This is a genomic window from Sporolactobacillus caesalpiniae (assembly GCF_040513385.1).
Classification (GTDB): Bacteria; Bacillota; Bacilli; order Bacillales; family Sporolactobacillaceae; genus Sporolactobacillus.
The window spans coordinates 55,440-75,276 of record NZ_JBEVCB010000006.1 but is presented as its reverse complement, the minus strand read 5'-3'; the positions used below and the strand labels follow the sequence as shown (position 1 = coordinate 75,276).

Genomic DNA, 19,837 nt, shown 5'->3' with positions numbered 1-19,837 from the left:
AAATGCGGTTTTGAATCATCAAGCTTGTCTTGAATAAACATTTCTAGTTCATGAATCATTTTGATCCTTGGTTAAGTAACGTGGCTGGAATAAAATAAGCGGAGATTTTCCGGTTATATGCATCATGGCACTTGGTTCACAGGTACATAAGGGTAATTTTTCCGCTTATGCACAGAAAAATCCTCCATTTTCACGTTTTTCGATTCGATAAGCGGAATTTCTCCGTCTATTTAAGCAATTTTTTCATTCATTTTCTAATTAAGCGGAATTTTTCCGCCTAATTCTCAGATTGGGCGCTTACCTGATCGCCCAATCGAATCTTGTGGAGTTCTGTCAATAAAGTGGACACAAAAATTTGAAACTGAGTTTAACTAAATGCCTACCGCGCTTCGCTTGGTGTGGCTTTTCTCATGGAAAGTTGAAAGGACCAACTGTCCATGAGAAAACCCGTTTGGGTCATTTATGAGATCTCCCTGCTTGCTCATGCATCTTCTCAAATTGGTTTGGTGACCAGTAACCCAGACTTGAATGCATCCGATATGTGTTATAGCGGTAAATATAGTGATTAATCGCCTGTATGGCCTCTTCACGTGATTTGAAGCGCCTCCGATAGATGAGATCTTTCTTCAGTGTCGCATGGAATGACTCCATGCAAGCATTGTCGTACGGATCGCCTTTGCGGCTCATACTAATCTGCATCTGGTGCTTTTTCATCAGAGCGATATACTCGTTGGCGCAGTACTGGGAGCCTTGGTCTGAGTGATGAATGAGACCTTTACCCGGCTGGCGTTTCTCAATCGCTAACTTGAGTGCCTGCAAAGGGAGCTCCTTTTTCATCGTCGTGTCCATGTACCAGCCGACCACTTTCCGTGAAAACAGGTCGATGACTGAGGCCAGATACACCCATCCTGCCAGTGTCCGAATATAGGTCATGTCTGTGACCCAGGCTTGATTCGGTGCCTCTTGTTGGAACTGACGATTCAACAGGTTAGGATAGACTTTTAGATCATGCTTGGAGTCGGTTGTTGCGACATAGCGTTTCTTTGGCGTTGCCCTCAGTCCGATTGCTTTCATCTCGCGTGCAATCGTTTTTTGCGACACAATAAACCCTTGACGCACCAGGGCAATATGGATGCGTGGACTGCCATAGTGTCCGTGGTTATGATAAAAGATTTGCTTGATCCGACGCTGTAATTCTTTTCGTTTACGCCTTCGCTTGGTATCCGTTTCCTGTCGCTCGCCGCGACTCCATTTATAATAACCGCTCTTCGATACGTTCAAGACTTTGCACATCAACACTACAGAATGTTCATCTCGATGAGCTTCAATGAATCTGTACCTCACTGACGGCCTTGAGTGAAGATGTGCATGGCTTTTTTTAAGATTTCGTTTTCCTCTTTAAGTCGTGCAATTTCTTTTAACTGTTCTTTTTGAAGTTGTTCGATTTCTTTTTGCGTCCGATACGGTTGATGTTTCTGCTTTAACGACTCTCGGTAGTCTCCCACCCAGCGGCTTACCGTACTCTTGGACAGTTCTAATTCATAGGCAACTTCGCGGGCAACCCTCCCGTCATCCACAATCAATTTTGCGACATATTCCCGATACTCACGATCGTATGCCATAGTTGAACACGCCCTTTTTTAGGATAGTTTAATCATACGAAATCCCATTTTGACATGTCCACTATTAAGACTAACTCTATTGACCTTATCGTCGTACCAGCAAAGCAAAACGTTATACTTTCTTACCTTGTTAGAAAAACCGGGCACAGCTCGGTTCTTGGCTGTCATTCTGCACGCGGCTTTGATCCATCAACCTTGTGACTTGAATCGTCACTTCAGCTGCTCGCTTGCCGCGGGCGCAGCGCGAGCCTCCTCAGACAGGCAGGAATCTGCGGGTTCTCGCTGGCACTGCGTGTTTGATGCACTATCTTTTGCATAACCAAAATCACATGTTTTTTTACCTGAAATAAACACATACAACGAAAAGGGAGTCCAACATGGACTCCCTTTTCGTTGTATGTGTTTTGAAAAATCGTGGAAACAAATAAAATGAGTGGTGTGTGGAAGAAAGATCAGTCGTCCACCTTCACTGGCAACAACCCTACGTTTACTTCTATTGAACCCGCAATCGAACGAACTCAGCGGGTTAAGTCCATATATTCAGCAGTGAGTTTCATAAAAAGTGCTTCATTCCTTGAATCCAAACTCGCATCAATCTGTTCACGTAATTGATTCACTTTTTGATTGAATTCCATTTCATCAAGGATCATTTGGGCATACATTTCGACAACCGAGACCTTCGCCTGTTGTTCTTTGTAAACAACAAGCGCCTTCGTATTCTCCTGGAAAGAGTGATCATTGTTCATCTTTATTGCCCCCTTTGCACTTTTTACTATTCTACACCTTTTTTCTGAAAGTTACAACCATTTAGATTAATTTTCTTTTTACTTTTCTAACTATTATGATTTAAAGGATTCTGTTATTATTGAAACCTTTGGATATGTGCGTCAACCGAGTACGGATGTTCAGCTAAGGTTCCCTATTACCAAACCATTTTACATTCATTTACCTTAAGTTCTTTTATAGATGCTTAATTATCCGTGTAAAAAAAAGAAGCCAATTGGCTTCTTTTCAGGTTGAAAAATTCAATTAATATCGTTGGGACTTTTGCTTGCTTCTTCCTCTGAAGTTATTGCCCTGCCTGTGATCACGATCACGGGAATGATAATTCCTTCCTTTTCCGCCTCTTTGTTGTTGACGGCCTGAGGAGCGTTTCACCATAACAGGAGACTCGCGTGTCAATCGAACCGGCGTCGTATCCGGTTCTTTCGTAATAATCTTCAAAGCGGCAGCCACCAGATCAGCTGCGTCAAAATCATTGAGCAATTCTTGAGCTTTGGCTGCGTATGCGTGGTAATTGCCGGACTCAAGCGTCTCCTTCAAATTATCAACCGCTACTTTTTGCTGGCCTACGAGTGCTTCTTCATAGCTCGGCGCATTAAGTTGTTTCATCGGTTGCTTCGTCAGACGTTCAATTGAACGAAGATGCGGGAATTCACTTGGCGTAATAAAGGTTAGCGCCATACCGGACTTTCCTGCACGTCCCGTACGACCAATTCGATGCACATAGCTTTCCGGATCCTGCGGCAGGTCAAAGTTGTATACATGGGTCACATTGCTGACATCAAGACCACGTGCGGCAACATCGGTAGCAATAAGCAGCTTCACTTCATTTTGTTTGAAACGGCGAAGCACTAGGTCACGCTTTGATTGGGTCAAATCACCATGAATGCCTTCTGCTTCATATCCGCGTTTTTGCAACGCACGCATTAATTCATCAACTCTGCGCTTCGTCCTTCCGAAAACAATCGCTCGTTCCGGTGATTGAAGATCGAGGAAACGAGTCAAAGCATCGAACTTCTCAGATTCTCTAACCTTTACGTAGTTCTGTTCAATTAAAGAAACTGTCAGTGTTTTAGCTTTAACTTGAACCTTCTTTGGTTCATGCATAAATTTCTCAGCAAGCAGTTGAATAGGTTTAGGCATTGTTGCTGAGAAAAGGAGGGTTTGACGATCCTGCGGGGTACTTTCAAGAATTTCATGAATATCGTCAATAAATCCCATGTTCAGCATTTCATCTGCTTCATCAAGAACGATCATCTTGATCTGATCCAAACGAATCGTCCGCCTTTTGATGTGGTCAAGCAGCCGGCCCGGTGTCGCTGAAATGATGCTTGGACGTCTCTTCAGATCGCGTATCTGTCGTTGAATATCCTGTCCGCCATAAATAGCAACCGTTCTAACTTTTTTATAAAAACCAAGTGAACTCAGTTCCTGCGCGTTTTGAATAGCAAGTTCACGCGTAGGCGTAATAACTACACCTTGAATTTCTGAATTCTGAGGATCCGCCGCCTCAATCATCGGTATACCGAAAGCAGTTGTTTTTCCTGTGCCCGTTTGTGCTTGACCAATTAAGTCCACACCTGTTTGAGCAACCGGAATTCCCTGCTCTTGAATCGGGGTCATATCCGTGAACCCCATCCGTTCGGTCGCCTTTTTAATTTCTTCACTAATTTTGAGTTCTGCAAATTTCATTAAGCTATACTATCTCCTTTTTCATGTTTAGTTTTATCAAACAAATGATTAGGCATTCCCCGCGACGGACGGAAAATGCCTACTAAACATTGAACGAGATTTCATCGTTGTTTTCAAAAGTAAACCTCTTCCATCCCTATGATTACCTAAACACATGAATTTACCTTAACATGTACAGACATGAAATGCAATGGAGGCATCATGAAATACGGATTGAAACCACTGCATTCCGTCAATAATGACATTGTTCACATTCATTTCATAGGTAAGAGGAATAAAGTGTAACACATTAGTCTAAAAGTGTGATAACATTTAAGCATAATGACTGAGGAACGAGGGAAATGAAAAATGATTGAAACGTCAAAAGAGCCGGTTTTAATTTTTCTTTTCGGAGCAACAGGGGATTTAGCGCGAAGGAAACTTTATTCTGCTCTTTATAGACTTTACACCAAGGATCAAGAATTTGCAGTAATCGGTCTTGCGCGCCGCGCTCATACGGACGAGTCGTTTCGGGATCTAATTAATGACTCGCTTCCTTCCGATGCAGGACAGCGCAAGCACTTTTTAGCCCGTTTTTATTATAAACGTCTCGATATTACGCGGCCTGAAAGTTTTGCCACATTAAAAAAATTCAGTGACGAGCTTGATACGCGCTATCAGTTGCATGGTAACAGAATTTTTTACCTTTCACTCGCTCCATGCTACTTTGCAGAAGCAGCGAAGAATTTGAAAAAAGCAGGCATCTCGGAAACTCCCGGTTGGAAACGACTAATTATCGAAAAGCCTTTTGGGCATAACCTAGAATCCTCGAAGGAACTGAACGAAAGCCTGCTCCACGCATTTAAAGAAGATGAAATATACAGAATCGATCACTATCTCGGAAAAGAGATGGTTCAAAATATTGAAGTGCTGCGTTTTGCCAATCCGATTTTCGAAGCGATATGGAACCGCCGCTACATTTCAAATGTGCAGATTACGCTGAGCGAGACTTTGGGTGTTGGCGACCGCGCGAACTATTACGATCAGACAGGCGCTTTATTGGATATGGTTCAAAACCACATTATGCAACTTTTAACACTCGTGGCTATGGAACCGCCAACCCGGTTTGAAACAAATGATGTTCGCTATGAAAAAGTTAAGGTGCTTAAAGCAATACGCCCAATGAATATTAATAATATCGTGGAGAAAATTGTTCGTGGTCAATATGCAAGAGGAATAACACCCGAGCGTGAGAAACTTCCCGCATATATTGACGAGAACAACATCAGCAGTGATTCCGAAACCGAGACTTTTGTCGCAGCCCGCTTCCTAATTGATAATTATCGGTGGCAAGGCGTCCCATTCTATATACGAACCGGAAAACGTATGGCGAAGAAATCAACACAGATTGTGATTCAATTTAAAAAGCTGCCGAAAAATCCATATTTCCATAACATCAATCACGTTGGGCCAAATCTACTCGTCATCTATATTTCTCCGGATGAAGGTCTTTCATTAAAATTAAATGTGAAGGAAAATGGAAATGCCGGGAATACCGTTCCTATTTCATTGAAATTCCGAAATAGCGAACTTGCCATGGAGAATATGCAAGATGCCTACGAACGGCTGATGGCAGACTGCATTAATGGCGATTCAACGAACTTCACGCGTTGGGATGAGGTTGCTTATTCCTGGGAAATTGTTGATTCCATTGTTGATTCATGGAAAAAGCGCCGAGTGCCCGTTGACTACTATGAAGCAGGTTCGATGGGTCCGAATTCAGCAGATGAATTGCTTGAAAAGAATGGTCATCATTGGTGGCCGATCATGCAAATGGAATAAAACCTTTGACATAAATCTATACTCGTTTTCTTATATCCTTTAGTATTTATACTTTGTGCACCAAAAAAGCGCCTCGCAGCAATTTGCAAGACGCTTTTTTGGTTTTTAGGAAAGCGAAAAAGATCTGATTCGTTCTACTTCAGCATCAAATGCAGCAATCAGTCTCTCTGAGATCGGACCTTGTTTCCCATTGTTGATTATCTGATCATCAATTTGGAGGACTGGATTCACTTCATTACTGGTACTCGTGATAAATACCTCATCAGCATCTAATAATTCATCGACAGTGAATTTGCGTTCAACATATGGAATATCCAACTGCTTCGCAAGATCAAAAACAAACAATCGCGTAATACCATTTAGAATGAAATGGTCGGCCGGATGTGTCACCAATTGACCGTTCTTTACAATAAAAACATTGCTCGACGATCCCTCTGTCACCGTCGATTCACGATGCAGTATGGCCTCACCGGCCCCAGACACATGTGCCTTTTGTTTTGCAAGAACATTACCAAGCAAGTTGAGTGTTTTAATATCGCATCGCAACCATCTAATGTCATCAGCAAGACATGCTTTGATACCTTTAGGACGGTTCGTAAGGTCACGTGTTCGTACTGACACAGATCCGGTGATCACAGTCGGCGTATTATCCGGAAAGAAGTGCTGACGTGGTGCCGCACCCCGCGTAATTTGAAAATAGACAACTCCATCTTCCAAATTGTTCAACTCAATCAATTTCTTTATATTCTCAGTAAGATGGCCAACACTATAGGGTAGTGACAAACTAAGCTCACGAGCACTTCGTTCAAGACGCTTCATATGCGGTTCTAAGAGAAAAATATGACCGCTGTAAACCATCATCGCTTCATAAATTCCATCACCAAACTGATAGCCTCGGTCCTCAATATCCACTTTTGCTTGCTCACGATCAATAAATTGATCCTGATATAAAATCATAGCCACTGCCGCTTCCCCCTAAACAATTTATAATCTGATTATATGCCCCCGGTTAGAAACCGACAATCCCTGTTCGTACTGACTTGACTATACCAATTATTTATCAGTTGCTTTATTTTCATTTATATAGTGAAGTAATCGGTCAGACATTTTCAAATATCCTTTTTTATTTGGATGAAAATGATCATCGTAGAGAAGATGGTCCGTCTTGCCTTTAAACAGATCACTAGTAGGTATAAAAGATATGGGTGTGAATTTTGCACTGATTTGCTTACTATTGGCATTCCATTGATTCAAGATCGGGACAAAATCCTTGTTTGCTTTTCCAAGGTAATCCTCAAACGGGTTATAGAGTCCAAAATAATAGATATGCGCTTCTGGATTCAATTCGCGTATTTCCAAAAATATCTTGTTCAAATTCGATGAAAAGATTTTTTGACGCTTAGCAAAATCGCTTTCATGTAAATCAAGAAAATTTTGTTTAAAAACATGAACTATGTCGTTTCCACCAATGGTCAAAAAAACCGTATTGGCATTTTTAATGGAGTCACTGACTTTTTGCTGCTTTAGTTTCTTCAGCAAATCTTCCGACGTGTCCCCTCTATGGCCGAAATCTTGCATAGTAACGTTCGTTACATTTTTCTCTTTCTTGAGCGCTTTTGTTGTTACACCTACATAGCCTTGGTTTTCAAGATCCCCCACACCTTCGGTCAATGAATCACCGAGCGCAACAATCTTGTAATTGAGCGGTTTCGGTTTGATTTGTGGAGCCGTATTCCTGTCAATATGCAAGAATACGAGAAACGCAACAAAGATTGCCGCGATAATTGCTAAAATACTGATTACTACTCTCTTTTTTATAACCTTGTACCCCCTCCCTCACGCACTAATTTTATGCGTCGTACCACCATTGCAGCGCGATTTGTTCAATTCGTTTGCAGAGTTCATTTTTCCCCGCGCAATAGCTTTCACGATCATCTGGGAATTGTTGAGCCAGTTGACATTTCAGCGTACTATAAAAAGCTGCGTCCTCATCATGTGTCCTCAAATAATCGCGAAATGCAAGATGCCGGACAACGTTATCCGTATCCACAACGAATATGTGCAAATGAAAAAGATGTCTGCCTTGCCCATCCTCTTTAACAAAGTACCTGCGCTGATGAATTCCATTTTCACCGAGTGCTCTATAATTGAGCTTGGAAAGTGATGAATTTAACAGATCAACAGCGTTCAAATCATTAACCTCAGCTAAGATATCAATTGTTGGTTTTGCGAAAATTCCAGGAATCGACGTGCTTCCCACATGATGAATCGCCTGTAAAACCGGCGTGAGCACATGCGCCACGCGTAATGCTTCTCTTTTATAGGATTCTGCCCATTCCTCGTTATAGGGAACAACCTGAATTTCTCTTTGTGCCAATTTAATCACCTCTATACTAGTCCGGAGAACTGATATCATTTTAACATAGCACGCCGTAAGAGAAATAAAAAAACAGCGTTATTTCGCTGTTTTTTTATTGAATGCGCTATCATTTTTCAGTTATTTAATCGTATGCCTATTATCAATTTTCACTTCAATTTTTGCTAATTGTTTTTCATCCCTAAGAATTTCGGACTTATTTTTCTGAATCAGTTCTTTAATGCTATCACGTTTCCTCATCGACAGCCCACCTTTCTACTCATCCTTTTGTTAAGAATAGTGTATCATCTTTTTTTTCATTAAATTTAATTGTGTGAATTTTTTATTATATATCTATCATTCCCCAACATTTGTTTTTAAAACCTGCATTTTTACATTTTTGTCGTAGGATTGTTCAATCTGCTACAATGGAGAAGTTAATTAAGACGGGAGGATTTTCCATGGATAAACAACTTATTGAAACACTGAAAAAGAATCATGATCGTTATTTGAAACAAATGACTGACTTCCTTTCTATTCCAAGTATTAGTTCCGATTCAACACATAAAGCGGATGTAAGACGAGCGGCAGAGTGGTTGGCGAATGATCTTAAAAACGGGGGGCTAGAGCATGTTCAGATTCTGGAAACTGCCGGTCATCCAGTTGTTTACGCAGACTTCCTGAAAGCAGAAAACAAACCAACTGTTTTGTGTTATGGGCATTACGATGTTCAACCGATTGATCCGATTGATAAATGGGATACAGATCCGTTCAATCCGATTATTAAAGACAATATCATTTATGGACGCGGAACAAGCGATGATAAAGGTCAAGTGTTTATGTTGGCAAAAATGGCCGAAACAATTCTATTGGCTAAAGGCGATCTTCCTGTCAATATTAAATTCTGCTTCGAAGGCGAGGAGGAAATCGGGAGTGCTCATCTCGATGAATTTGTGGATGACCATCTTGATTTGTTGAAAGCGGACGTGCTGCTTGTGTCAGACACAACTATGTTGAGTATGGATCAACCAGCTGTCAGCTACGCACTTCGTGGGTTATGCGGCCTAGAGATTGAGCTTCAGGGACCAAAAGGCGATCTGCATTCAGGTGTTTATGGCGGGGCCGTACAAAATACGCTTCATGCAATGGTTGAGCTTCTCGGAACTTTGCATGACAATAAGGGCCATGTAACTGTTGATGGATTCTACGATCAGGTGGCACCACTTACCGATGAAGAACGGGCGACTTGCGAGGAACTCTCGGATGATGAGGCTTTGAAAAATGAACTTGGTGTTGATACGTTGTACGGCGAGGAAGGCTATCCTACGGTCGCAAGGATTTGGTCTCGCCCAACTTTGGAATTGAACGGACTGTTCGGCGGATTTCAAGGTGAAGGCCTAAAAACCGTTATACCGTCAACGGCAACAGCAAAGATCACTTGCAGACTCGTTCCAAATCAGGATCCTGCACTCATTGGCGCTCTATTAACAAAGCATCTCAACGAACATTTGCCATCCGGCGTAAAGCTTGACGTCAGACTGTTGGATCATGCGGAACCATTCAGCATGCCAGTTAATCACCCGGCTCTTCAAGCTGCTCATAATGCTTTGGAAGAAGCGTTCAAGGCAAAGGCTATCCTTTCTCGTCAAGGGGGATCGGTTCCGATTGTCAACACATTCCATGACAAGCTTGGACTTGCACCGATTTTGATGGGATTTGGTCTTGACAGTGAAAATTTTCATGCGCCGAACGAGCATTTCCATCTTAAGAACTTTGATCGCGGTTTGCACGCTTTAATCGCATTCTTATATGATCTGCCGAAGCAAATGAACTAATTTTCCCCCACCATTAAAGAAAGGCGAAGATTTAGTTACTTCTTATGATATAAGAAAAACCGGGCAAAAAGCGCCCGGTCCTTAATCTCCAGCCATGTGTGATGGTTTTGTGTCTTTTCGGTGCTGAATCGTCGCTTCGGTTACTCGCTTGCCGCGGGCGCACCGCGAGCCTCCTCAAACAGGCAGAAATCTGCGGGGTCTCGCCGGCACGCTAATCCCGCAGGCGTCTCGTACCTCCGCTTTGATTCTCGGCCAAGACACTGGTCTATTGGTTTGAAAACGTGCAAAATAATAAACTTTCTTTACTTGTAAATAAAAGAGGCTGTCCTTTTAATGAGGACAGCCTCTTTTTTGTTGAAGAAGTCATATGAAGTTTTTTCATCCAAAACGAATCTTTTCTAGAGACTCTTTAGTAAAAGAACTTTGGGAAAACCATAGGATCAATCATTGACCTTTCCAACGGAACCCACTCCCCCGAAAATAATCCGAATGTTTGAAGGCACTAAAATGATCTCCTTCGATCATTATCCTGCCCCAATTGACGAAGAAAATACACTGAAAGCAATAAATTTATTCCGTAAGTTTTCTGCGTAAGACCGTTTGCAGGATACCGCCATTGCGATAATAGTCAATCTCAACTTCACTATCAAAACGAACAATGACATTAAACGTAATCTCATTGCCTTCTGGGCTCACCGCTTTAGCTTCAACCGCATCTCTTGGTTTAACGTTCTCATCTACATAGACCGTAATGACTTCCTCGCCGGTCAAGCCAAGCGATTCAGCGCTTTGACCTTGTTCAAATTGCAAGGGAAGAACGCCCATCATCGCTAAATTGCTTCTGTGAATACGTTCATAGCTTTGCGCGATCACAGCCTTTATCCCTAAAAGATTGGTTCCTTTGGCTGCCCAGTCTCGAGAACTTCCCATACCGTAGTCTTTTCCGGCCAGAACAACCAAATTTGTGCTGCTCTGCTTATAATTCATCGCGGCATCATAGATCGGCATGACTTCACGGGTCGGCCAGTAAGTCGTATACCCGCCTTCGGTTCCCGGTGCAATCTGATTACGGATCCGAACATTGGCGAAGGTTCCCCGCATCATAACTTCGTGATTGCCTCGCCTTGAACCATATGAGTTGAAATCGAACCTCTGAACGCCTTTATCAAGCAAGTAACACCCCGCAGGACTTTTTGGCGCGATGGAACCGGCTGGGGAAATATGATCTGTTGTCACCGAATCGCCAAATTTTCCAATGACGCGCATCGCTTCTAACGGCTTAATTTTATTTAGTTCAGCAGAAAGATTTTCGAAAAATGGTGGATTTTGAATATAAGTTGATTCAGAATCCCAATCATACAGTTCGCCTTCACTTGTCTGAATTGCATTCCATCGCTCGTTCTCAGTGAACACATTCTCATATTCCTTTTTAAAGCTTTCAGGTCCTACGGAACGATTCATCACTTCTTCAATTTCATCACTTGATGGCCAAATGTCTTTGAAATAAACATCATTCCCATCCGGATCTTTACCAAATGAATCATGCGTCACATCAAAATCAACCGAACCCGCCAACGCATAAGCGATAACAAGAGGCGGTGAAGCGAGATAATTCGCACGAATGAGCGGGTGAATACGTCCTTCAAAATTTCGATTACCTGAGAGAACTGCGGACACGGTGAGATCTTTTTCTACAATCGCTTTTTCCACCGCTTCAGGTAGTGGCCCGGAGTTTCCGATGCAGGTCGTGCAGCCATAGCCAACCACATTAAACCCTAATTTTTCTAGATAAGGAATCAGCCCGGCTTTCTCAAGATAATCGGTAACAACCTTTGAACCGGGGGCAAGGCTTGTCTTGACATAGTTCGGAACCGATAGCCCTTTCTCCACCGCTTTTTTCGCAACAAGACCGGCTCCGATCATGACACTCGGATTGCTTGTGTTTGTACAGCTCGTGATTGCAGCAATTACAACAGCTCCTGTGTCTAAATCTTCTTGTGCTCCATTCTGGTAGACAACCTTTGCCGTTTTATTTAATTCACTTTTCTGAAAGCCAAATCCTTGATTACCAGATGGGCGTGTTAATGACGCCTCAAATTCTTCTTTCATATCGGTTAAGGCAATACGGTCTTGAGGACGTTTCGGGCCAGCTAGTGACGCATGCACGTCAGACAGATTCAATTCCAACACTTTTGTAAATGTCGGATCTTCCGCATCAGGCGTATAGAACAATCCGTTCACTTTACAGTAGTCTTCGACAAGTTTCACCTGTTCTTCAGAGCGCCCGGTTAGGCGCAAGTAATCCAGGGTCACCTGATCCACAGGGAAGAACGTTGCTGTGGCTCCGTTCTCCGGAGACATATTTGAAACTGTTGCGCGATCGGCAAGAGACATATGCGAGAGACTCGGTCCGAAGAACTCAACAAATTTACCAACAACGCTTTCTTCACGCAGCAACTGAGTCACACGCAAAGCAAGGTCCGTCGCGGTCGTTCCATTAGGCAGACTGCCCACAATACGTACACCAATGACATCCGGAACCGGAAAATAGGATGGCTGACCAAGCATACCCGCTTCAGCCTCAATACCGCCGACGCCCCATCCGAGAACGCCCAGCCCGTTAATCATGGTTGTATGCGAATCTGTCCCAACCAACGTGTCTGGGAACGCTAGTATTTCTCCATCTTCATCACTAATCGCATGAACAACGGAAGCTAGGTATTCGAGATTCACTTGATGAACAATACCGGTAGCTGGTGGAACCGCACGAAAATTTTGGAAGGAAGATTGTGCCCATTTCAAGAATTTATACCGTTCTTCATTACGTTCAAATTCTCGATCCATGTTAAAAAGAAGCGCTTGATTTGTTCCGAATTGATCGACTTGGACTGAATGATCCACGACCAGATCTACCGGTTTTTCCGGATTTATCTTTTCAGGATCGCCGCCCAGATCCGCCATTGCTTTTCTCAACGATGCAAGATCGACAACAGCTGGTACACCCGTGAAATCTTGAAGAATGATACGTGATGGATTAAATGGGACATCAATGCTTTTATCCAGTTTATCAGTGCCCCACCTCGCTAAATTTTCCACATGTTCTTTCTTAATCACGCTGCCATCACATTGGCGCAGAACAGCTTCCAATAATACTTTAATCGAATAAGGGAGCTTTTCAATATCACCATAATCCGACAATGCGCTTAGTTGATAAAAATTTATTGTTTTCCCATTGCTTGAGAACGTATTTAAGGCTTTGAAAAAATCATTTTTTTTCATTGATTTTGCTTCGACCTCCGCTGCCATCGTCTCACCATCCTGTCTGATTTTTGACTATGTCTTTATATTAATCATAATGGATCATTTTCATTAAGTAAATTCTATTTATTCTATTTACGTTCATAAGTGACGCTTATCATAATAGATACAATATAAAAAGATAAGCACATCTTGCAATGCTTATCCCCTAGGTAGAGTGATCATTAATTTATATCGATCGGCTCGAAAAAGCGATTTGGTTTGCTCAATTGGTTGACCGTTCTCTAAGTATGAACGGCGTTCGATTAATAAAATCGGTGAAGATTTAGGTACTTCCAAAATCTTCGCTTCTTCGGCAGTGACAATCGCAGCTTCAATCGATTGATCTGCGTGATCGATCATTAATCCGCATTCGCGTTCAATGTATCGATAGAGTGAAGGACTTGCCAACTCTTCGGTAAGATTGGGAACCAATTTCGTCGGAAGATAGCATGTTTCAATCGCCATCGGTTTACCATCTGCAAGTCGCGTACGTTTAATTTCAAACACCTCGTCCACTTCCGACACTCCGAGATGCTCAGCAATTTTGACGCTTGGCCGGATCCTTTTAAAACTCAGCATTTTGCTTCCGGGATTCATCCCGCGTCCAACCATATCTTCTGAAAATCCGTTAAGTCCAAACAGGGATTTTTCAATTTTAGCTTGATTGGACACAAACGTGCCTTTTCCCTTAATCCGAATCAGAATCCCTGAATTCACTAAATCCATGACCGCCTGTCGAACAGTCATTCGTGATACATGAAACTGATCAGTGAATTCTCGTTCGGAAGGAATTTGATCGCCGGCTTTCAAATTCCTGCTCTCAATTAACTGTTCAATATAACGTTCAATCTGATAGTACATCGGCACCGGAGACTTACGGTCAATCATTCCATCATTCCTTGCTGATTTTAATTAGAGATAATGCAGGTTCATCAGCGATCACCGTTACATTTGGATGCTGAACCAGGGCTGAAGCAGGAAAACTGCTGTCTGGGACTGACGCTCGAACAAGCTTGCTCATCGCGTCAGCCTTCTCTTCACCGGAAACAACCATGATAATTTTCTTGCTTTTCAATATTGTCCCGATGCCCATTGTAACGGCTCGCTCAGGCACCTCCGAGATACTGCCGAAATAGCGAGCATTTGCATCCCGGGTTGAATCAGTTAATTTTACTACATGTGTGCCAATCGTTAAAGGGGTTCCTGGTTCATTAAATCCAATATGTCCATTACGCCCGATCCCAAGCAGCTGAATATCCACCCCTCCAAGACTTGCGATCAAATCATCGTAGCGGGCACATGCTTGTTCCGATATATCTTCACTATTGGGGAGATGACGCTGATTCTCCGGGAGATCGATATATTTAAAGAAATGATCTTCCATATAAGTGTGGTAACTGTTCGGGTCGCTTGGATCAATGGCAGCATATTCATCAAGATTGACCGTGTGAACCTTATGATAGCTCGTTCCATGTTCGCGATAGTCGGCAACTAACTCTTTATATGTTCCTTCCGGTGTTCCACCAGTTGCAAGTCCTAGCACAGCGTCAGGCTTTTTCTGAACAACCTCACGAATTATCTGTGCAGCTTTGCGGCTCATTTCATTTTTATCTTTAACAGCGATAATTTGCATTTTATTGCACCTCTTCCTTTTGATAAGCAATCGTCCCTCGGCAAATCGTCAATACTAACTCATTTTGTTCATTTAAGACAATTAAATCGGCATCTTTACCCGCTTCGAGAGATCCTTTACGATCAAAAACGCCGCACTGCAACGCAGGGTTAATCGCGCCCATCTGCACCACATCAGCGAGTGTCGCGTCGGTAAAGGCAAGTATATTGCGCAAAGCATCTTTCATTTTCAGCACACTTCCGGCGATGGTACCATCTTTTAGCAGAGCAAGGCCATTATCCACATACACATCCTGACCGCCAAGATCATAGACACCTTTATTCATACATTTCGCGCGCATGGAATCCGTAATCAATATCATCCGATCGCTGCCTTTTAACTTGTACGCGAGATTTACCATACCTTGACAGACGTGATGACCATCACAGATTAATTCCGTATAAAGACCATGATGAAGCAGTGCTCCTCCCAGAATACCGGGTTCGCGATGGTGCATCCCTCTCATCCCGTTATACAAATGTGTCACTTGAGTAGCTCCTGCATCGATCGCTCGGATCACATCTTCATCAATACCGTTGGTGTGTCCAATTGAAGGGACAACACTTTGCGCTTTCAAATGGCGAATAAAATCAAAACCTCCCTTCGCTTCAGGTGCAAGTGTTACTTCTTTGATGTGATTGCCCGACAACTCTTGCCAACGATCGAAAAGCTCGCAATCCGGTTCAAGAATAAATTCTTCTGGTTGTGCACCTGTTTTCTCCTTATTTATAAATGGGCCTTCCAAATGGATGCCGATAATCTCTGCTTCTCCCGATTTCTGATGGCCAATTGCTTCACCTGCGTTGACAACTGCTTTTTCTATTGCAGGGATCGATTGTGTGATAGTCGTCGCTAAAAATGAAGTGGTTCCCTCTTTAGCAAGCGCAGTGGCAATGGTTCTCAAGGCTTTGGGTGTTGCGTCCATTGTATCTGCTCCGTTTGCTCCGTGAATATGCATATCAATCATACCTGGCAAGCATTTGTAGGTATCCGGAAAATGGAGCGTTTGGTTCGCGGCTGCGGTTTCATTTGCACCAACACTGACAATCTTTTCCTTATCGATCAACAGACTGCTTTTTTCCAACCACTCATTCTTGCTATAAATAGAGCATCCTTCAATTTTAGTCGCCATACAATCGCTTCCTTTTTTCTTTTAGTTTATCACTCAATTCGTCGTATTGTCTAGACATCTATACGTAATGATTATCCAACTTAATTTGAACGTCTATTAATCAACTCAATCTCTCCCTGATTAGTTACCCATTCGCATAGTCGGTATGTTTCCAATGCGTCTCTTTTATCAATTGGTTCACTTTGTCCCATTTTAACCGCCTGAATGAATGCAGAAATGATTGGTTCAAAACCACGTTTATGAAGTGTACTCGTCCAATCATCAAATCGTTTCAACTGTCTTGCAGTGCCTTCTGTCCATTCTCGCTCCATAAGATTATGAACGACACATTCCCCATGCCTAGTCATCACTTGTGTTGTTTCCTCATTAGCGCCGCTTACACGATTCATGATTCCCGACACAAGAATATGTCCGCTTTGAAATAGCGCGAGTATTCCTGAACATTGGTTTTCACTATTCCATGAGAAATGAACAGAGATTGGATCAATTGGCTTCCCGATGATAAATCTTACAGTGTCTAAAACGTGAATAAAATCATCATATACAATGGTTCGCAAATCACCGGAGGCGTCCACTCGATTCTTTTGACAGATAATCATTGTTTTATCAGGCAAAAGCGATGCTTCTGTAAGCAGTGGGGCAAATCTTCTGTTGAATCCTGTGGTCAGCATAACATGTTTTTCTTCAGCAAGCTTCGTCAGATATACAGCGCTTTCAAAACGATCCGTAAGCGGTTTATCTGTATATACAGCTATGCCTTCGTGAATCAAGCGCTCAATAATCGTTGGATGCGCAGGCGTCGCCGCATGCACAAATGCAGCCCGTATCCCTTGTTTCAATAAATCATCAATCGATGTAAAAAGATGGTTCCATCGATACTTGGAGCGAATTTCATCGAGCGTATTTTCATTACGCGTGCAGAAATAAAAATCAACATCGTCCATGCACGCATAGATTGGGAGATAGGCTTTTGCGGCAATCAAACCAATTCCAATTACACCTACTTTAATCACAGAACATCCATCCTCGCACTTGTTTCTTCCTATTGTAATACAATTCTCCCATGAATGGTTTATACAAAAGGGTTAAAGAATCATTTTCAATTCTAGTAGTGCAAACAGTCAGCAAATTTTCTTGTTCTTCGTCTGTTTTCTTCACGGCCTAAATTTTTACAACCATGTTATCCTCTCACAATTGTGGTAGGATAACGGTGTACCTATTTAATAACGATCAGTGATTGACTGTGAAGAAAACAATTATTAGGCTGCCCATTCTCTGCATTTACGGGTTCCCATTTGTTTACTTTCGATGAGCCAAGATTATTTTAAGGTTCCATGGTTGGTAATATGGTGGATCATGGGATGCTGAACAGCTCTTTGTGAGCATCTTAATATTATTTTCTCAAGTCATTACATCTTCACAAAAAATAGACTAATCCTAACACTTTATTCGTTAGATAAAGGAGAAGCCATGTATAGTCAAAGATTAAAGAAGTCAAAATCTGACCGCGTTCTTTCAGGTGTTTGTGGGGGAATTGCTGAGTTCTTAGGTATATCTTCATTTGCTGTGCGTTTAATTTTCTTTGTTTGGTTTCTTTTTTCAAAATCTCCTGTAGCAATCATCGTATATCTTATCTTAGTTTTCGCTCTTCCGAAAGATCCGCCACTCTTCAAAAAAAGTTAAGAATCTCTCCTGTCGGTTTCATTTCTTGTTCTTTTGTATGATCCATACAGCCATAGGTTCAGACTTTCCTAACAAATAGCATCCAAACTTAACCGTATAAAAAATAGCGCCACCTTCTGTTTATTTTCAACAGAAAATGGCGCTAAAGAAAAGTAAAGTTGAACCCTTAATCAAATCAAATTTCTAATTAAGATAAGGACGTCAACTCATGAAATAAGCGAGACACGTAGACGTATCAGTGTTTTATATAAACCGTTCAAAACCTTGCTGCGCCTAAGCGTTGCTTATTTCGTTTGATGATTGATCGCTTTCATCATCTGATTAATTTTCTTTTGTGACGGGTGCTGGCCCATTTGCGCCATCATCACGCGCAACATGTTCTCATTAATCGGCGGGTTTTTCTTAAGATAGTTCATCATATATTTACGGGCGATTAAAAAGCCGAGGATCAATCCGGCTGCCAAGCAAATGACGCCCACGAGTATGTACCAGAGCATTCGTATGCTTCCTCCTTGTGTCAATTATCCATAGTTCAGTTTACACTATCTCATGATTTCCGGTCAACCTTGTACTCCTTGAAATCGTTCATTTCATCAAAAGATAGATAAAAAAAAGAAAGCGTGTTCTTATAATAATAAGAAAAGCTTTCTTCTGAAGGAGGATGAAAAATGGCCATTAATAATTGTAAAATCATTAACGGTTAAAAACTTCGCAAACACCAAAAATCAGAAAGGGAAAAAGCGTTTGTACCAATACATAAACATCTAAATCCCTTTGTTATATAACAGTATATCACAAAAACATACTTCTGCCAACGTAAAATAACCCACTCATAAATTTAACAACTCACTTTTTCACCGGAATGATAAGCCTTTGATTTGGAATTATGTGATCACGGATTAATCCATTCTTACTCTTTGTCCAACTGACGAATGCCTGTTTTGAGAGCCCTGGATTCTCATTTTGGTATTTTGTGGCAATAGACCAAAGCGAATCCCCCGCTTTAACCGTAATTTTTTCATAGTTATTTTGATCAGCAGCAACTGTATTTGTTAATGTCAAAAATAAAACAACTGTCATAATACAAAACAAGATAAGAAACGAAAGACCTTTTGTTTTTTTATTCGGAACTAAATTCATTTAAAATTTCCCCCTCTAAGGAATGTGTGTTCTCGAGAACTTTTGTTCGTTGTAACTATCTTAATGCGAACGTGCATTTGTGTCAATGGTTTTAGAACAAATGTTTGCTTCTGTTTTTTTTGAATGGTATACTATTGACAAGATAAGGAAAAGGAGAAGCATTATGAAAATCTCAAATCGGCAGCAGTCTATATTAGATTTTATAAAACATGAAGTTGCGAGCAAAGGCTATCCACCATCGGTACGTGAAATTTGCGACGCCGTCGGACTCGCATCGAGCTCAACGGTGCATGGTCATCTTGCACGCCTAGAAAAAAAAGGATATATCCGGCGTGATCCCACGAAACCAAGAGCTATTGAAGTGTTGGACCATGACAATGATGTATTTACGGAAAAGACAGTAAATATTCCTGTTATTGGAAAAGTAACCGCCGGGCTCCCAATCAGCGCCATTGAAAATATTGAAGAATATTTTCCCATTCCAAGTTCAATGGTTGAGGATGCTGACGCATTTATTCTTAACGTATCCGGCGAAAGCATGATCAACGCAGGCATTCTTGATGGAGACAAGGTAATCGTCCGACAGCAGCATACAGCTGAAAATGGTGAAATTGTTGTTGCGATGACCGATGAGGACGAAGCAACTGTTAAGCGTTTCTTTAAGGAAAAAGACCATGTAAGACTTCAGCCGGAAAACTCACTGATGGATCCAATATTACTTGATAATTGTGTTATTCTTGGGAAAGTCGTTGGTGTCTTCCGGTCAATCAAATAACCTGATACACAGATTCAAAGAACAAT

At 41.9% G+C, this 19,837-nt stretch carries 19 protein-coding genes; 4 read left to right on the top strand and 15 right to left on the bottom strand.

Translation table 11 applies throughout. The annotated features are described in order from the left end of the window. Positions 1 to 456: 456 nt before the first annotated feature. The 4 genes from ABWW58_RS12730 to cshA form a co-directional block, all read right to left on the bottom strand. A complete protein-coding gene (locus ABWW58_RS12730; protein ID WP_353869485.1) occupies positions 457 to 1,344 on the bottom strand; it encodes an IS3 family transposase in 888 nt (295 codons plus the stop codon). Further along, the gene (locus ABWW58_RS12725) at positions 1,341 to 1,622 is read right to left on the bottom strand and encodes a transposase (RefSeq protein WP_353869484.1); all 282 of its coding nucleotides are present in this window, start codon (positions 1,620 to 1,622) and stop codon (positions 1,341 to 1,343) included. Before ABWW58_RS12725 ends, ABWW58_RS12730 begins: the two co-directional genes overlap by 4 nt. Before the next feature lie 518 nt (positions 1,623 to 2,140). Beyond that, a complete protein-coding gene (locus ABWW58_RS12720; RefSeq protein ID WP_093669333.1) occupies positions 2,141 to 2,368 on the bottom strand; it encodes an IDEAL domain-containing protein in 228 nt (75 codons plus the stop codon). 283 nt (positions 2,369 to 2,651) lie between these two features. Beyond that, entirely contained in the window at positions 2,652 to 4,097 is a 1,446-nt protein-coding gene (gene cshA / locus ABWW58_RS12715; protein WP_353869483.1) for a degradosome RNA helicase CshA, read from the bottom strand. A gap of 348 nt (positions 4,098 to 4,445) precedes the next feature. Here cshA and zwf point away from each other — a divergent pair, with 348 nt between their 5' ends. Further along, positions 4,446 to 5,918, top strand: coding sequence for a glucose-6-phosphate dehydrogenase (gene zwf / locus ABWW58_RS12710; protein WP_353869482.1), 1,473 nt, complete (start codon positions 4,446 to 4,448; stop codon positions 5,916 to 5,918). A gap of 105 nt (positions 5,919 to 6,023) precedes the next feature. Here the strand turns inward: zwf and dat are convergent, their stop codons facing one another. The 4 genes from dat to ABWW58_RS12690 all read right to left on the bottom strand — a co-directional run bounded on the left by dat (position 6,024) and on the right by ABWW58_RS12690 (position 8,535). Continuing rightward, complete coding sequence (gene dat / locus ABWW58_RS12705) at positions 6,024 to 6,881, bottom strand: D-amino-acid transaminase (RefSeq protein ID WP_445783439.1); 858 nt, start codon at positions 6,879 to 6,881, stop codon at positions 6,024 to 6,026. Between the two features lie 90 nt (positions 6,882 to 6,971). Then, entirely contained in the window at positions 6,972 to 7,667 is a 696-nt protein-coding gene (locus ABWW58_RS12700) for an SGNH/GDSL hydrolase family protein (protein WP_353869481.1), read from the bottom strand. A gap of 100 nt (positions 7,668 to 7,767) precedes the next feature. Further along, the gene (locus tag ABWW58_RS12695; RefSeq protein WP_353869480.1) at positions 7,768 to 8,295 is read right to left on the bottom strand and encodes a GrpB family protein; all 528 of its coding nucleotides are present in this window, start codon (positions 8,293 to 8,295) and stop codon (positions 7,768 to 7,770) included. A gap of 120 nt (positions 8,296 to 8,415) precedes the next feature. After that, positions 8,416 to 8,535, bottom strand: a complete 120-nt coding sequence (locus ABWW58_RS12690) for an FbpB family small basic protein (protein ID WP_353869479.1) — start codon at positions 8,533 to 8,535, stop codon at positions 8,416 to 8,418. A 200-nt stretch (positions 8,536 to 8,735) separates the two neighbouring features. On the opposite strand from ABWW58_RS12690, the gene ABWW58_RS12685 reads away from it, so the two are divergent. Further along, a complete protein-coding gene (locus ABWW58_RS12685; RefSeq protein WP_353869478.1) occupies positions 8,736 to 10,109 on the top strand; it encodes a dipeptidase in 1,374 nt (457 codons plus the stop codon). A gap of 570 nt (positions 10,110 to 10,679) precedes the next feature. Here the strand turns inward: ABWW58_RS12685 and acnA are convergent. From acnA to ABWW58_RS12660, 5 genes are all read right to left on the bottom strand, one after another. Then, positions 10,680 to 13,388: an aconitate hydratase AcnA gene (gene acnA, locus ABWW58_RS12680; protein WP_353869716.1), complete on the bottom strand. Its 2,709-nt coding sequence runs from the start codon at positions 13,386 to 13,388 to the stop codon at positions 10,680 to 10,682. A 180-nt stretch (positions 13,389 to 13,568) separates the two neighbouring features. Further along, the gene (locus ABWW58_RS12675) at positions 13,569 to 14,297 is read right to left on the bottom strand and encodes a GntR family transcriptional regulator (RefSeq protein WP_353869477.1); all 729 of its coding nucleotides are present in this window, start codon (positions 14,295 to 14,297) and stop codon (positions 13,569 to 13,571) included. A gap of 4 nt (positions 14,298 to 14,301) precedes the next feature. Then, on the bottom strand, positions 14,302 to 15,042 hold the full coding sequence (gene nagB, locus ABWW58_RS12670; RefSeq protein WP_353869476.1) for a glucosamine-6-phosphate deaminase: 741 nt from the start codon (positions 15,040 to 15,042) through the stop codon (positions 14,302 to 14,304). A 1-nt stretch (position 15,043) separates the two neighbouring features. Next, positions 15,044 to 16,213 carry an N-acetylglucosamine-6-phosphate deacetylase gene (gene nagA, locus ABWW58_RS12665; RefSeq protein WP_353869475.1) on the bottom strand — a complete coding sequence of 390 codons (1,170 nt, stop codon included), beginning with the start codon at positions 16,211 to 16,213 and terminating at the stop codon, positions 15,044 to 15,046. 80 nt (positions 16,214 to 16,293) lie between these two features. After that, positions 16,294 to 17,226 (bottom strand): Gfo/Idh/MocA family protein, encoded by a 933-nt coding sequence (locus tag ABWW58_RS12660; protein ID WP_353869474.1) that lies wholly within the window; start codon positions 17,224 to 17,226, stop codon positions 16,294 to 16,296. Positions 17,227 to 17,683: 457 nt separating this feature from the next. On the opposite strand from ABWW58_RS12660, the gene ABWW58_RS12655 reads away from it, so the two are divergent. Continuing rightward, complete coding sequence (locus tag ABWW58_RS12655; protein WP_353869473.1) at positions 17,684 to 17,896, top strand: PspC domain-containing protein; 213 nt, start codon at positions 17,684 to 17,686, stop codon at positions 17,894 to 17,896. A gap of 284 nt (positions 17,897 to 18,180) precedes the next feature. On the opposite strand, the gene ABWW58_RS12650 is transcribed toward ABWW58_RS12655, so the two are convergent. Both ABWW58_RS12650 and yneA read right to left on the bottom strand, forming a co-directional pair. Then, positions 18,181 to 18,393, bottom strand: coding sequence for a YneF family protein (locus ABWW58_RS12650; RefSeq protein ID WP_093669355.1), 213 nt, complete (start codon positions 18,391 to 18,393; stop codon positions 18,181 to 18,183). A gap of 349 nt (positions 18,394 to 18,742) precedes the next feature. Further along, positions 18,743 to 19,036: a cell division suppressor protein YneA gene (gene yneA / locus ABWW58_RS12645; RefSeq protein WP_353869472.1), complete on the bottom strand. Its 294-nt coding sequence runs from the start codon at positions 19,034 to 19,036 to the stop codon at positions 18,743 to 18,745. Between the two features lie 160 nt (positions 19,037 to 19,196). Between yneA and lexA the strand changes: the two genes are divergently transcribed. Further along, positions 19,197 to 19,811 carry a transcriptional repressor LexA gene (gene lexA / locus ABWW58_RS12640; protein WP_177184587.1) on the top strand — a complete coding sequence of 205 codons (615 nt, stop codon included), beginning with the start codon at positions 19,197 to 19,199 and terminating at the stop codon, positions 19,809 to 19,811. The last annotated feature ends 26 nt before the right edge of the window (positions 19,812 to 19,837 follow it).